Annotated in this window: 11 protein-coding genes; 3 read left to right on the top strand and 8 right to left on the bottom strand. The window is 54.7% G+C overall.

All coding sequences use genetic code 11. The annotated features are described in order from the left end of the window. The first annotated feature begins 219 nt into the window (after window positions 1-219). Window positions 220-1,884: a carboxylesterase family protein gene (locus HZZ01_RS01755; protein WP_179895239.1), complete on the top strand. Its 1,665-nt coding sequence runs from the start codon at window positions 220-222 to the stop codon at window positions 1,882-1,884. Between the two features lie 192 nt (window positions 1,885-2,076). Here HZZ01_RS01755 and HZZ01_RS01750 read toward each other — a convergent pair whose 3' ends face one another. From HZZ01_RS01750 to apbE, 3 genes are all read right to left on the bottom strand, one after another. After that, the gene (locus tag HZZ01_RS01750) at window positions 2,077-3,729 is read right to left on the bottom strand and encodes a multidrug ABC transporter permease/ATP-binding protein (RefSeq protein WP_179895238.1); all 1,653 of its coding nucleotides are present in this window, start codon (window positions 3,727-3,729) and stop codon (window positions 2,077-2,079) included. A 95-nt stretch (window positions 3,730-3,824) separates the two neighbouring features. Beyond that, window positions 3,825-4,466 (bottom strand): DNA oxidative demethylase AlkB, encoded by a 642-nt coding sequence (gene alkB / locus HZZ01_RS01745; RefSeq protein ID WP_179895237.1) that lies wholly within the window; start codon window positions 4,464-4,466, stop codon window positions 3,825-3,827. Continuing rightward, complete coding sequence (gene apbE / locus HZZ01_RS01740; protein WP_179895236.1) at window positions 4,466-5,515, bottom strand: FAD:protein FMN transferase ApbE; 1,050 nt, start codon at window positions 5,513-5,515, stop codon at window positions 4,466-4,468. The genes alkB and apbE overlap by 1 nt, the downstream gene beginning before the upstream one ends. 168 nt (window positions 5,516-5,683) lie before the next feature. Here apbE and HZZ01_RS20870 point away from each other — a divergent pair, with 168 nt between their 5' ends. Both HZZ01_RS20870 and HZZ01_RS01735 read left to right on the top strand, forming a co-directional pair. Next, window positions 5,684-5,794: a response regulator gene (locus HZZ01_RS20870; RefSeq protein WP_218928044.1), complete on the top strand. Its 111-nt coding sequence runs from the start codon at window positions 5,684-5,686 to the stop codon at window positions 5,792-5,794. A 149-nt stretch (window positions 5,795-5,943) separates the two neighbouring features. Next, window positions 5,944-6,138: a hypothetical protein gene (locus HZZ01_RS01735; RefSeq protein WP_179895235.1), complete on the top strand. Its 195-nt coding sequence runs from the start codon at window positions 5,944-5,946 to the stop codon at window positions 6,136-6,138. A 17-nt stretch (window positions 6,139-6,155) separates the two neighbouring features. Here HZZ01_RS01735 and ompC read toward each other — a convergent pair whose 3' ends face one another. The 5 genes from ompC to HZZ01_RS01710 all read right to left on the bottom strand — a co-directional run bounded on the left by ompC (window position 6,156) and on the right by HZZ01_RS01710 (window position 14,775). Then, window positions 6,156-7,274: a porin OmpC gene (gene ompC / locus HZZ01_RS01730; RefSeq protein ID WP_179895234.1), complete on the bottom strand. Its 1,119-nt coding sequence runs from the start codon at window positions 7,272-7,274 to the stop codon at window positions 6,156-6,158. A gap of 598 nt (window positions 7,275-7,872) precedes the next feature. Next, on the bottom strand, window positions 7,873-9,042 hold the full coding sequence (locus HZZ01_RS01725; protein ID WP_179895233.1) for an HlyD family efflux transporter periplasmic adaptor subunit: 1,170 nt from the start codon (window positions 9,040-9,042) through the stop codon (window positions 7,873-7,875). After that, window positions 9,039-11,183 (bottom strand): type I secretion system permease/ATPase, encoded by a 2,145-nt coding sequence (locus HZZ01_RS01720; RefSeq protein WP_179895232.1) that lies wholly within the window; start codon window positions 11,181-11,183, stop codon window positions 9,039-9,041. Before HZZ01_RS01720 ends, HZZ01_RS01725 begins: the two co-directional genes overlap by 4 nt. A 16-nt stretch (window positions 11,184-11,199) precedes the next feature. Continuing rightward, a complete protein-coding gene (locus tag HZZ01_RS01715) occupies window positions 11,200-12,555 on the bottom strand; it encodes a TolC family outer membrane protein (RefSeq protein WP_179895231.1) in 1,356 nt (451 codons plus the stop codon). 303 nt (window positions 12,556-12,858) lie between these two features. After that, the gene (locus HZZ01_RS01710) at window positions 12,859-14,775 is read right to left on the bottom strand and encodes an Ig-like domain-containing protein (RefSeq protein WP_179895230.1); all 1,917 of its coding nucleotides are present in this window, start codon (window positions 14,773-14,775) and stop codon (window positions 12,859-12,861) included. Window positions 14,776-15,073: the final 298 nt, after the last annotated feature.

The following is a 15,073-nucleotide window of genomic DNA, read 5'->3' as shown; positions in this document are numbered from 1 at the left end:
TCTGACACTGCGTGGTGATTAGCGACCACCACTAAAACAGAATTCACAATAAGCAGAGGCACAACAGGGTCGATGCGTTCTGCCAGCGACAGGCATATTTCACCGCCAAAAAACAGTAACACGCGATAATGGCTCGATTTATCCTGTTTTGTGAGCCAGACATGCGTGGGTATTGCGACACTTCATGTATAAGAAATATTTCCCTGGAACACGATTCGCATGAAAAATTCTCTGTTCAGATTGTCCCCGGCATTTTTACTCTTTTTGCTTGCCTCATCAGCCACTGCGCAAAATATCTCCCCTGAAATTACGACGCACTCTGGCAAAGTCAAAGGCGCAGAGCATCTAAATACGCTGTCCTGGACCGGTATTCCTTATGCAAAAGCACCGGTCGGAGAACTGCGCTGGAAAAAACCGATTTCCCCTGACGCATGGCAAACTGTTTTCGATGCGACCCGGCCCGCCACAAACTGTATCCAGGTTTCTCCGGACGGAGCCAAAGGTCAAGAGGATTGCCTGAATCTCAATATCTATCGCCCGACAGAGAGCAGCAAACCGCTTCCGGTGCTGGTTTATATTCATGGTGGCAATAATCAGCTGGGCAGTTCCACTGAGTTCGCGCCGGCGTTTATCGCTGAAAAATACAATGCCGTGATTGTCACCGTAAACTACCGTCTTGGCGCACTCGGCTTTAATCCATTGAAAGCCCTGAACGATGGCAACCCACTGGATGATTCCGGGAATTACAGCTTACTCGACATCAAACAATCGCTGGCGTGGATCAAAGACAATATTCCGGCTTTTGGTGGTGACAGCAATAATATTACCGTTTCCGGATTTTCAGCGGGTGGCAGAGACGTGATGGCGATGCTTATATCGCCCTATTTTAAAAACACTTTCAACAAAGCCATTGTTTTCAGTGGTGGCATGACCACCTCTGACAAACATGAAGCGGAAAGCATTTTCGCACAAAGACTGGCACCTCTGGTCGTCAAACAGGGGATTAAACCGGATGCCGACGCGGCGAAAACCTGGCTCCTGTCAGGCTCACCAGAGGTACGTCATTTTCTTTATCAGCTACCGGCAGCAGATCTGGCCATGCTTTTTGGCGATGCGGGGATTCGCATGAATCAATTTCCGCATCTCTACCGCGATGGTGTGGTGATCCCGAAGGATGGCTTTGAGACAAAAAACTATAATGCCGTCCCTGCCATCATGGCCACAGGACAACAGGAGTTTTCTTTCTTCGCCCGTAACGACCCTATGTTTGCAACACAAGTAAAAGAAGGTGCGCTTGTAAACAACACCCCGTTGCTGAATAAATACACCTTTGCGAATCATTATGGCGGACTGCTATACAGCCTGTTTAATGTTAATCAGTCTGCTGAGGTGATGTATAAAAATTATCACGCGCCGCTGTATGGCATGGAGTTCCGATATGGCACGGATGCGTTTGTCACGGGTGATAAATTATCCGCCATCGGTTCTTTTCACGGCGTATTTATGCCTTTCTGGGATAAAAATAAGTATGCTGAATTTACACAGGATGCGCTGAAGCTAAAAGGCTCTCAGGCATTAGGTGAATCTTTTAATTCCTACATTAAAAACTTCCTGGCAACAGGGTCACCAAACGATCAGACCCTTCCGGAATGGAAGAAATGGACGCCGGAAAATGCCGCGGCGGGGCAATCACTGCTGGTGATGGATGCTAACAAGCAGAAAGCCATTATCTACATGAGCAATAAGACTTATAGCTATAAAGATATTCTCACCCGTATTGAGCAGGACAACGCCCTGTCAGCTGCAGACAAAAAGAGTGTTATCAAAGACGTACTGAACAATCGCTGGTTCAGCGCACCGCTTGATCAACATTTCGCCCGCTAATCCGCGGCCTCCTGCGTTGGCAGGAGGCCAATTTTCACTCATCGACCGCACTGTAGATGACCTGCCATCCATGACTGTTATGCGTGATGTACTGCGTATGCAGCACGGCAGCTTGCAGCTGACGCTTAGACACAGTGCTCAGCGACCTGCACGGAACTTAACACGGTAGCTGCTGCGTTTTGCCATCTGCCGTCAAAGCCCGGTCTCCGTGCGTTTAACTGAGTCGAGCGTGGCGAGGTCGCGTTCATTACCGGTCAGCTCCGTTAACTGGCCTTCACGCATCTCCAGCAGCCGATCGGCATGGATGAAGTAGTGATCGTCATGGCTGATAGCAAATACCGTTTTACCCGCCTGCTGTAACCATGGCAGCAGCTCACGATAGAAGATACGCCGGAAATGCGGGTCCTGATCCGCCGCCCACTCATCCAGTAGCAACACATCGCGCTCTTCTGCCACTGCCAGCAGCAGCGCCAGTCGCTTACTCTGTCCTTTAGAGAGCCGCAGATTCAGCACTTTATTGCCTTCAATCTTCAGCTTATCCTGCATCTTCAGTCTTTCCAGCCACTGCTGCACCAGCGCCGGATTGGCCGCAATCCCTTCCCGCCCGATTAACCGGTCAAACAGATGCAGGTCGGTAAAGACCGCCGAGAACTGGCTGCGCCAGACATCAAGCGCGTCAGCCGTTATCGGCTTGCCATCCAACAGCAGCGTGCCGGACTGAGGCTGATAAAGCCCGGTCAGCAGCATCGCCAGCGTCGATTTCCCGCTGCCGTTGCCGCCAATCAGAAACACCAGTTCGCCCCGGCGCAGCGTCAGGTTAATCGGGCCGACCTGAAAGCCGTTGTCACCATAGTGAAAAGAGACGTCGCGCAACTCCAGGGTTTGCCAGTCTGACGACACCGATGGCGTGTGGAACCCTGCCTGATAAGGCGCAAGATCAAAGGCATTGAGCTTACGGAAGGCGACCTGGGCGCTGAGCAACGTGGGTAATGCGCCCACCGCAGAGAGCAGAGGCGTACGTAAGAACAGCAGCGTCAGAGAGAAGGTCGCGGCGACAGCGGTATTGGCCCAGCCCAGGCTGTTAGCCATAAAAAAGACCATGCCGATAGCGCCCAGGGTCATGATATTTGACCAGTTGACCGCACTCAGATGATAAGTATCGGCACGCACAATATGGTGACGCCAGGCACGGGCATCTTCCTGATAAACCGTGTCGTAAACCTGCTGCGCGCGCGAGCGGTTAAGCTGCAGCTCTTTGCGTCCTTCAATCACCGTCTGGTAATCGCGATAGAGGTTATCTTCGATTTCACGCAGCTTTGCCATGTGCTGATAAACCCGCGAGACCAGCATCCAGCCGCCCACCAGCGTGACACCCAGCCAGACACTGGTCACCAGCAGCATTTTTGGCGACAGCCAGGCAAGATAGATGGCTGAGCCGATTGTAATGATAACGCCCTGAAACAGCTCCGGCAGGCGGACAAAGGCCAGCGTAATCGCCCGCACGTCGCTGGTCAGTCCCGCCAGCAGTTGCGCACTGCCAAGCTGCTCGATGCGTTCGACCCGGCTATCGAGGATACGCTTGATAAATTCGCCGCGCAGTCGCCAGACAAATTGATGGCCAAGCATCGTCAGCGCCAGCTGAGAGGCCAGTGTCACGGCCATCAACACCACCAGCTGCAACAGGAACTGCGGCAGGACCGCAAAAGAGGTGTTGATGGCGACAATCATTTCGCGGTTGATAAAGGCGATCATGCCAATACCCAGCACGGCACTTAACAACGTCAGCGCAATCACCCCGATAAAAGGCCAGCGGAACTGGCGAAAAACAACGCTTAACAACGTCATGCAGGCATCCATCAGCTAAAAAACAGCCTGCAGTGTAATGGGATGCCAAATGATAGCAATAGTTATTCTCACCTCGCCTTTGCTGGCGTGGTGAGTTAAAAGGCGCGACGAAATGTCAGGTTATAACGCCAGGCTCCGGCCAGCGGATGAATGCCTGGCTTAAGCGGCAGGATGCCATGGTAACGCAGGCGCGACGGCCCGCCCCACACCACAATATCGCCATGTTCCAGCAGCACACGCTGGGTGCTGTCGCCACGTTCGAAGCCGCCAAACTGAAACACCGCCGGTAAACCCAGCGACACCGAAACGATAGGCTGGTGCAGATCTTTCTCATCTTTATCCTGATGCAGCGTCAGCTTCGCACCCGGCTCATAGCGGTTAAGCAGGCAGGCATCCGGATTAAAGCCAGGGAATCCCGCCTCCGCCGCGGCCTGCTGCGCCAGAGTCCGAAACAGCGGCGGCATTGGCGGCCATTTGCGGCCATTGAGGTTGTCCTGCTGCTGATAATTGTAACCGCGTGAATCCACCGACCAGCCAAAATCGCCGCAGTTGGTCATCGCCACCGACATGCGATGGCCGCCGGGCGTAATGCGATGGGCAAACGGGTTCTGAGCGGCAATCGCCTGTATCTGCTGATACAGCATCTCTGCATCCTCACGTGCGCGACGCCGCAGGATCACGGCACCTTCAGCCAGCGGCTCCTGCCAGGGCTGCTCTTCACTAAAAAGATCTAACATCAGGGTTCTCCGGATTCAGTGGGGATCAGGAAAGCAGCAAACTGCGGCGACATCCAGCTGACAAATTTATCGCCTTGCCTGCTGATCAGATAGACCGCCAGATGCTGTTGTGTCGCCAGCGCTTTGGCTTTCTCAGTGCCGAGGACCATCAGTCCGGTATCCCAGCCATCGGCTTCCAGCGCCGTGGTGGCGATCACCGTAGCGGAAACCAGTTTATGTTCAATGGGCCGCCCGGTAACGGGGTCGATCACATGGGAAATGCGTTTGCCGTCCAGTTCATAATAGTTGCGATAGCTGCCGGAGGTACTGATACCGTGTCCCTGCAGACTGACGCGAGCCTGAACCGCATTTTCGCGATCGGTGGGTTTCTGGATCGCCACCCGCCATGGCTGCTGCTGCGCATTAAGACCACGGCTCAGCACGGCGCCCCCCACCGACACCAGATAGTTGTTGATGCCGAGCTGCTCCATCAGTCGTGCCAGATGATCGGTGGCAAAGCCCTCACCCACCGTCGAGAGGTCGACATAGAGGTCCGGCAGATCTTTCTGCAGCCATTGTCCATCCGCACCCTGCAGCACTCTCAGATGCTGCAATCCGGTCTGCGCACGGGCGGCGGCAATTTGGGCTGCATCCGGTGTATGAATGGGCAGTTTCGTCGGGCCAAAGCCCCATAAATTAACCAGTGGACCGACGGTGATATCCATCGCCCCGCCGGTTTTACGGCCAATCCGCAGCGAGGTCGTAACAATGTCCGCCATGTTTTCACTCACCGGCTGCGGTGACAGGTCACGACTTTGGTTGAAGCGCGATAACGCGGAGTCTGGCTTCCAGGTTGAAAGCTCAGCATCATCCGCGTCCAGCAGCTGCTGAATCCGCTGCTGCAGCATCGGTTTGCGCTCCTTTTCCACCCCCGCCAGGCTGACCCGCCAGACGGTGCCCATGGTTTTTCCTTCCAGCACCATCGGGGTTGTCGGGGCAGATTCATCACAGCCCGCCACCACCAGAATTAAAACAGACATAAAGAGCAGATTAATCTTATAACGCATCATTCCTCGCTTGTAACACTTTATTAATAGCCACTACGAAGCATAAAATCCCAGTAAATTAACTTAAATAAAGTTGAATATTTTAGTGAACCAGGAGAGCATTCATCGGTCATCTATCCTGATTCCGCCTCTGATGAGGCGATTAACATTAATGAAAGTAAGGAGCTACAGATGATTTATATGATTCTCGCCGTTGCCCTGGGCCTGTTTGTTTACGGCAGCTATAAAGTTGTCGAACAGCGCCGTCATCGTCACATGACCCCTTCACGGCCGCGCCAGTAACAGGCTTAGCTGCACCGGTTTGGGGCAACTTATCCCTGACGCGCGCGGCAAGTGTATCAAAACGGCCGTATAGTCTGTGGCTGTGAGAGCGGTAAAGCTGGCATGAATTCTGCACTGTTGAAACAGTGTTTATCTCTGAGAGGTGCAGAATGAAAAATTCGCAGAAGTGGCAGTCAGCATGGCATCACTGGCTGAGCTTTTCAGCCTTCACTCTGGCAGGCGTGGCGTTTGAAGGGGCACGATTCGGCAGTGTCATGTCGTCAGTGACAACGGCACCGGAAGCAACGAAGTGGCCAAAGGGTGAAGTGCTAAGCCCGGAAAATAACGCAGGAGCGCAGCCGTAACTGCGCTCCCTGATAACTCAGAACTGGTAAACCAGACCGACACCCACCACGTCGTCGGTATTGATACCGGCTGCGTCGGTGAAGGCGTTGTCGTCCAGCAGGTTGATCTGGTAATCAACATAGGTGGACATGTTTTTGTTGAAGTAATACGTCGCGCCTACATCGATATATTTTTTCAGATTCTGTTTACCCCAGTTCTGAATATCGGTGCCGCGTGAGGTGACATACGCAAGGGATGGACGCAGGCCAAAGTCGAACTGATACTGCGCAACCAGTTCCCAGTTGTCCGCTTTATCCGCATAGCCATAAGCTGAAGAGGTATTGCTGCTATCACCGAAGCGGGTCGCATTGAACGAACGTGAGTACATCGCTGCCAGATAGACATTGTTCGCGTCATATTTCAGACCGCCCGTATACACTTCCGCTTTATCACCACGTCCAAGGATACCTGATGTTGCGCTGTTCTGGTCGTTGGTACGGTCAGACTGGAAGGTTGCCGCACCAATGCCGAAACCTGAACCCAGATCATACGTGGTGCTCAGACCCCAGCCGTCGCCGTTCTGGCCCAGTACGTCGCGGCCATTAGATGATTCGCTGCTGTTGCCATTCTTGCCCTGATACTGGACGGCAAAGTTCCAGCCATCCACCAGGCCGAAGAAGTTATTGTTACGGTAGGTTGCCATGCCGTTACCGCGCTGATACATGAAGTTGTCCGCGCCATAGGTATCGCCGCCGAACTCCGGCAGGACGTCGGTCCATGCGCCAATATCGTAGGCGACGCCGTAGTTACGACCGTAGTCGAACGATCCCGCATCACCAAATTTCACACCGGCAAAGCCGACACGCGTAAAGCTGTCAGCCGTCCCCTGAGCTTCAGAGTTGTTCAGTGCGGCCTGGTATTCCCACTGGCCATAACCGGTCAGCTGATTGCTGATTTCAGTTTCACCTTTGAAGCCGAAGCGAACATATGACTGGTCGCCGTCAGAATTGCTGTTGTCAGAGAAGTAGTGCAGACCGTCAACTTTACCGAAGAGATCTAATTTGTTGCCGTCTTTGTTATAGATTTCAGCTGCGTTTGCTGATCCTGCTGCAACCAGCAACGCAGGGATCATCAGGGAGAGAACGCGACGTTTCATTTTATTACCCTCTGTTATGTGCCTTTATTATTTGCCACTGCTAACTGAACGATTAAAAATTCAGCCGGCAGGCCATTGTTGTTTTATAACGGGTAATAATCCACCAGGAAAATGCTACTAAATTTCCAAAACTGTTTCATACATCGAAACAGTTATTTCATAATGTAAATAACGGGGAACTTATAAGCAGCACGGATCGGTAAAAAATGGCGCACAAATTGATAATCTCATTTTGATTTCATTGTTATCAACAAGTTACATAGGATTATTCTGAAGCACTGAATGATAAAACTTTTACGGCATCCGGTAATAGAATAGACCCCGCTATCATCATTTATTCCATTATTACCTTCATTCTCCCCGAATGAGATGTACAACTTATTATTTCCCGCCGGACAAATTGTCCGGCATTTTTTTGCCTTCAATTTACCGTCGCGTTATATCTCTGTAAACTTTCTTAATCGCGTTAAATTAATGCCAATCTGCTTCCGCACAGATTGTTAAATTGCGCACGCTTTGCCCCATAACTGCCCAAATATCCGCCATGTTAATTTATCACCGTAATTAAGAAAACGGATAGATGAGCTGGTGCCGATCCTCAGCGCTCGCGCAGCGATTCTTTGACTTTATTCAGCGGCTTAACCAGATAATCCATGACAGATTTCTGACCGGTTTTAATCTCTACATTGGCCACCATTCCGGGCACAATCGGGAATTTCCGGCCAGCGCGATTGGTCAGCTCGGCTTTCTGGGTACGCACGTAGACACGATAGTAATATTGATCACGTTTTACCTCATCCTGCAGGGTGTCTGGCGAGACCGTTTCCACTTCGCCGTGCAGATCGCCATAGATTGAGGAGTCATAGGCGGTGACTTTTACGGTGGCAGCCAGGCCGGGTCGGATCCAGGCGATATCGCGTGGATTGATACGCGTCTCAATCAGCAACTGATCCTCCAGCGGCACGATTTCCATCAGTTTGCCGCCCGGCTCCAGTACGCCGCCGACCGTAGTAACCTGAATATCTTTGACGATACCGCGCACCGGCGAGTAGAGCGTGGCGCGCGTCAGCTGATCCTCTTTGCCTGCGGCAACCTGCAACTGCGCATCCAGTTCGGCATTGTTTTTCACCTGCTCTTCGTGCGCGCGCACCAGATAGTCGTTGCGCGCCTCGTCGATTTTGCCGCGCAGATCGCTGACCTGGCGACGCAGACGAATCACCTCAACCTGGCCTGCCGCGCCTTTCGCCACCAGCGGTTCGGTCAGCCGCAGCTCATCCTGCACCAGTTTCAGCGACTGCTGCAGATTACTGATAGTTTCGGTGAGATTACGACGACGTGACTCATAGAGCTGCCGTTCTCGCGTGACCAGGTTCGGCTCCTTCAGCGTTTCTGCGCTGAACGCCAGCGGCGTACCTGACAACTCCGCCTCCAGTCGCTCGGATGAGGCGCGAAGCGTGCGCACTTTGGCCTGCGCCTCACCAAAGTTCGACTGGAAGCGCGTCGGATCGAGGGTCGCCAGCACCTGCCCTTTCTCCACTATATCGCCTTCATGCACGTTAAGCTGTTTGACGATGCCGCCATCCAGGCTGTCGATCACCTGCGCGCGGCTGGAAGGGGTGACTTTGCCCGTGCCAACCGTCACCTCATCCAGAATGGCGAAGTGCGCCCAGATCAGAAATATGGCCAGCGCGGCGGTGCAGAGCCAGATAATCGCCGAGGTCCGGCGCTCATGACGGGCAAGATCTTTATCAACAATCACCAGACTCATGCGGCACCTCCTTTACCTGGCGTCGCGGGCGGATTCGCGCGGCGCAGGATCTCGTCACGTGGGCCATCCGCTACAATCCGGCCGTTATCCATCACCACAATACGATCGACCATTTTCAGCAGTGCCGGACGGTGCGTCACCAGCACCAGCGTCCGGCCGCTAATCCAGCCCTGCAGCTGACGGATCACATGCTCCTCCAGCTGTTCATCCATTGCCGCAGTGGGTTCATCCAGCAGCACCACCTGCGGCTGACGCAGGATCAACCGGCTCAGCATCACCATCTGACGTTGCCCACCCGAAAGCCCACGCCCACCTTCATTGATAATACGATCCAGGCTGGCGGCATCCTGCTGGACCAGCGACAGTGCGCCGCTGATGCGCAGTGCCTGCAGCATCTCCTGTTCGCTGGCATGGGGATTGCCCAGCATCAGGTTCTGTCGCAGCGTGCCAAAGAAAAGTCGGGAGTCGTGCGACAGCCAGCCGAGCTGACGGCGTAAATCGGTAGGATCGATACGCTCAATATCGACGCCATCGACAATCACCTTGCCCTGGCTGGCCTGGGCCTGACCGGCGAGGATCTTCAGCAGCGTCGACTTCCCTGCCCCGACTTTGCCCAGAATGGCTATCTTCTCGCCGGGTTTAATCTGCAGTTGCTGAACGTTGAGCACATTCTTTTCATTCTCTTCGTCATAGCTGTAATGCACATTGCGCAGATCATACTGGCCGGTGAGCGTCGGACAGTGCGCCAGCGTAGCCGCTTCAGGTTGATCAAGAGGCTTTTTCAGCAACTCATCCAGCCCTTTCATCGCCATTTTAGCGTGCTGCCAGCGTGAGAAGACCATGGTCAGCTGCATCAGCGGGGCGATGGTGCGGGATGAGAGCAGGCTACAGGCGACCAGCGTACCGGTGGTGATTTGTGAATCGAGCACCAGATAGACCCCAAACACCAGCATGCCCGCATAGGTAAGCTGCTGCACCGTTGACGCCCAGCCGGTCAGGCGTGCGCCCCACAACCGCTGCTGATTACTGATGGCGGCGCTGACTTCGTGCGTCTGCTCCCACTGACGCTGGAAATAGGGTTCCGCCTGCAGCGCCTTGATATCCTCAATGCCTTCGATGGTCTCCACCAGCACCGCATTACGCAGCGCGCCCTCGCGCAGCCCTTCTTTGGCCAGTCGCGCCATCGGGATCTGCACCAGCAGGCCGGGAATGACGATCAGCGGGATCGCCGCCAGCGGGATCAGCACCAGCCAGCCACCCACAAATGACATAATAAACAGGAAAAGGATAACAAACGGCAGATCGGCCGCTGCGCCGACCGTGGTCGAGGTCAGCAGCTCACGCACCTGGTCGATCTCACGCAGCTGCGAGATAAATGAGCCGGTCGATTTCGGCCGTGCTTCGTTACGGATGCTCATCGCCCGGGCAAACAGCATGGCGGAGACTTTCAGATCGATGCGTTTGCCCATTAAGTCTGACACCTGGGTTCGCATCAGCCGAATCAGATACTCAATGGCCGCAGCGATCAGCACGCCGACAAACAGCACCCACAGCGTGGACTGCGACTGCGCCGGAATAACCCGGTCGTAGACCTGCATCGAAAAGAGAATACCGGCCAGCGCCAGCACATTGCTGACGACCGAGGCCAGTGAAATCTCGGTGATACGACGACCCATACCGCGAAAATTTTTCCAGAACCAGTGTGGCTCATAGGGCTGGATGAATTCGTCGATACGCGCATCACGGCCACGCGCCGCCACCCCTATCACACCGACATCGCCCTGAGCGCGTGTCAGCAAGTCCGATAAGGCGCTTTCACGCACCACATCGCCGCCTTCACTGAGCCAGTAACGCGCGCTGCCGTCCGAATCGATATTCTCCAGCACCGCCACGCTGGCATTTTCCAGCACCAGCACCACCGGCGTGATCTCCTGACGCCAGCGCAGTTTGTTCTGCGGCACCATGGTCAGATGCAGTCCCAGCAGCCCGGAGAGCCGCTCCAGCTGCTGTGACACCGGCAGATGTTCAAACCAGCGCATCTGCTGACGCAGGGTTTTGCCATCGGCAGGTTTACCGAATCGCGCGGCGACACGCAGCATGGCGGCAATCCAGTTATCGGTATTCAGGGTTGAAGTACTCATTATTTATGCCTTATCGCTATTGCAGCGAAGGAAGGAGATCGCCGCTGCTTTGCTGGCGATCGATACCCATGATATCGAGCAGATTGTCTACCGCGGCGGCATAACGCACGGTGGCGTCCCAGCCATCGTAGAGCGCGGTGATACGTGAGCTGTCAGCCTGGAACACATCCTGTTCAACGCTAAGCAGATCGTTCAGGCTGCGCTTGCTCAGGCGATATTCATCGGCGTAGACATTACGGGTATGGTCGGCGCTGGCCAGCTGCACTTCCCCGGCCGCCTGCCGTTGCTGCGCGCCAATCATGTCGGCATAGGCGGTAGAGGCGTTTTGATTGATGGCGAGCTTGGCCTGCTGAATCGCGGCCTGCGCCGCTTCACGATCGCCCTCCGCTGACTGGGTTTTCGCATTCACCAGGCCGCCCTGGTAAAGCGGCGCTTCTACCTGCAGCTGCACTTCATCATCCCAGTAAGATTGACGATCGTTTTCATAGCGGGTCCGGCCTGCCTGGACTTTAATCGTCGGCCAGTGACCGGACTCTGCCTGGCGCACCCGTTCCCGGGCGGCTTCCTGTTTCGACTGCGCGCTACGCACCGCCGCGCTGCTTTCATAGGCGATTTTGTCGAGGGTGATCTGCTGTTTCAGCAGCGCCTGTGGCAGTTCAGGCAGCGTGGCGGGGACCACGCCGGTCAGCACGGTCAGTTGCGCGGTGGCGGAACGGTGCTGGGCACGATATTGCTCCAGCGTGGCCTGCATTGCGGCGATGCGGGTTTCCGCCTGCAGCACGTCTGACTGGGAATTGAGCCCCGCATCGGCGCGCAGTTTCGCGATATCCCGCACCCGCTGCAGCGAGGCGATATTGGTGTGCGCCGTTTCTGCCAGCGCCTGGTAACGTTTCACTTCGAGGTAGGCCTGCAGCGTATCTTCCGCCACGGTGGTCATGGCGTCGAACAGGCTGTAACGATAAGCATCTGACAACGCATGCTGCTCATCGATGGCGCTGCCGGTACGGCCAAAGTCGTAGAGCAGCTGGCTGAGCATGATACCGCCGGAGCCATTGTTGTTCAGGCTGCCCGCGGAGTCGGTCTGATGAGAACGGCCCGCCGCACCCTGCAGTGAGATCTGCGGATACCAGGCGCTGCGGGCGGCATCAAGATCGCCCTGACCGACGTGGATTTGTGCTGCCGCTTCCGAGATTTTCGGATTGCGGGCGAAGGCCCGGAGAATGGCGTCGCGCAGCGTTAAGCTGGCAATCTGTTCTTCGGTCGGCGCGGCGCGCCAGTTAAATTCTGCTTTAGGTAAGGGTGCGGCACAGGCCGCATGCACTGCCACGCCACTCAGGGCGCACAACAAAAAAGTTAATCGCGCTTTGTTCATTATCTCTACCAACAGGAGGTCTTATCTTCATGGTTTTTTCCCGGTGAACAAAGCATGCAAAAAGGTGCGTCACTAAGGGCTTTACAGATTTATTGCATTATTTTATTTATGGTTAGCAAGCCAGACGATAAACCGCCCTTAACATTATTAGATCATATCCGTTACTTATTCCTGCTTAAAGCAGATGAAATATCTGATATTTCTACCGACCGATTGAAAAGTAAACATAGAACACTTCCACGCCAATCCAGACAGACTTAACAGACCTGCCTGGAAAGTAGTGATTTCACTAATATGTTGGCGTCAGACTATGGGCTGTGCCGCAGGATGCAGCAGCAGGTGATCGGCAAGGGTGTAAGAAACATCAGAGAAGAGATGGCTCTCCTGTGGGACGGCCGCAGCGGTGGAGGACTGCGTCACGTGCGCAGTCTCTGCCTGCTGGGTCAGACTGACCGTTTCCAGCAGTTGATCCACCGTCTGCCCCTCCATCAGGCTGGCCGTTTCGGTATGCGATGCCACCAGCACTGTCTGGCTGGCTGTGGCCACATTACCGGCGCTATCTTTGGCGCTGACCGTCATCGGGTATTCACCATCATCCAGCGGAGCCAGTTGCCCGGCCAGAATGGTCAGCGCCCAGCCACCATCCGCTTTTACGCTGGCGCTGTAGTGCTGATCGCCCAGGGTTAGTTCCACCTGGCTGCCCGGTTGCAGATGGCTGGAGCTACCCTGAATCAGATGCCAGCTGTTCACATCGGCAGCATCAATTTTGTTGTCACCAAAGGCGGTGTCCAGCGTCAGGGTTGGCCGCTGATGCACGGCGACGGTAAAGAGTGTGTCCCAGCTCTGCGTGTCGCTGTTGCCATAGTCATCCTGGCGATGGAAGGTGGCGGCGACCGGTCCATCCGGCAGCGCCATAAGCTCGCTGGAGGTCAGCGTGACCATGCCTTTCGCATCGGGCTGGTAGGTGATCCCATTGATCTCCAGCGTTCTGCAGCCCTCAACATAAAAGCTCAGATCATGCTGCGCTTCCTGGTAGTTGAGGATCATGTCATCACCGAGATCCATTTCGGTGTAGACCTGCTGTAAGTCCGTATGGATATTCAGCTCATGCGTGACGTTGGTGTAGTTTTTTGCCCCATCAATGGACCAGGCACGGACCTCCCCAACGCTGATAAATGCATTCACATCCGCCGCCGGGATCACCACATTCCAGTGTCCATCCTGCCCTATCGTGGCGTTATAATCTTTTCCGTTGGCGCCACTAAGAACCAGCTGATGACCCGGCATGATGGTGCTGAGCGTGCCGCTCAGCAGCAGATCCTGCTGGCTTTCGGCGAGGTTAATCACATCATCCGCCGTAACCTTATCGAAGGTGATGATTGGCAGGCTGCTCAGGTGGGTGATCAACGTCAGATCATGATATTCAGTGGCGGTATTTCCATTGGGATCGGTTGCCGTGACTTTCAGGCTGTAAACGCCATCCTTGAGTGCCTGCATATCAATCTCATGAAAAGTGCCATACCACTTGCCATCGCTGCCCATGCTGGCGGTGGTCGTTCGGTCGCCCAGGGTCAGCTGCAGCTCTGTCCCCACCGGCAAATGCGTTGCGCTGCCGCTGATCTCGACACCATAAATGCTCTCGGCGATATTCACCGCGTTATCACCACTGACCGTGTCCACCGTCAGGGTCGGTTTGATAGTGCGATCGACATAAAGACCAAAATCAACGGTAGTTGCGGTGCTTTGTCCGGCTTGATCGGTAATGGTCAGCACCAGGCTGTGATTGCCATCTGGCACGCCCTTTAACGCGTCAGCGGGCATGGAAGCGTTCCAGTAGCCCCACTGATTAACCGTGCTTTGCCAGCTCTGGTCATTGAAGGCCAGCGTGACGGTAGAACCCGCTTCGCCTTCAGCATGACCGCGCAGATGGATTGGCTGCTGCGCTTCCCAGCCGGCAATGATTCCGTCCATGGCAAGCGGTTCGTAAGGCTGTAGTGCAGCGGGTGGTGTACTCGCCGCTGCGCTGACGGCCAGGGCGCTGTAGTTGAGCGGGCTGCTATGCACTGTTTCGGTGGAGAATGTGGTGATCGGCAGGCTCAGGCTCTCCGTGGCGACAGGCGCAATGGCAGGCAGCGCGCTGTCGGTGACGGCAAAGTCGCTCACTGCCGTCTGGAAAATGGATTCAAGCCGGATGGGACGAAGCGTATCGCGTGTTGACATAGGTAACCTCAGTTCAGAACAGAAACGCAGACTAAAACCTTCGGATAAACCGATCGTGAAGTCTGACGACGTGATAATGGGTCAGCCAATGCTGCCCGTTTCCGCTGGTCGGAACTGATTACCCGCAGGTAACAAGGATGAAGAAAGAAGACGCCAGTAAAAGCGCCAAATGGAGCCAGAATAGTGTATTACGGCGTGACGCCGTTTGCTGCGCCTACCCTAATCTTTCATCCTGCTAATGAATAGTGGCGATAATCTGGAAAATGCACTTATCACGTGACATGAACAAAAAAAAGCG

This window comes from Pantoea sp. WMus005, from assembly GCF_013415305.1.
In the GTDB taxonomy this organism is placed as follows: domain Bacteria; phylum Pseudomonadota; class Gammaproteobacteria; order Enterobacterales; family Enterobacteriaceae; genus Pantoea; species Pantoea rara.
Note: the sequence above shows the minus strand (reverse complement) of the source record. Positions and strands in the feature narration are given on the sequence as shown.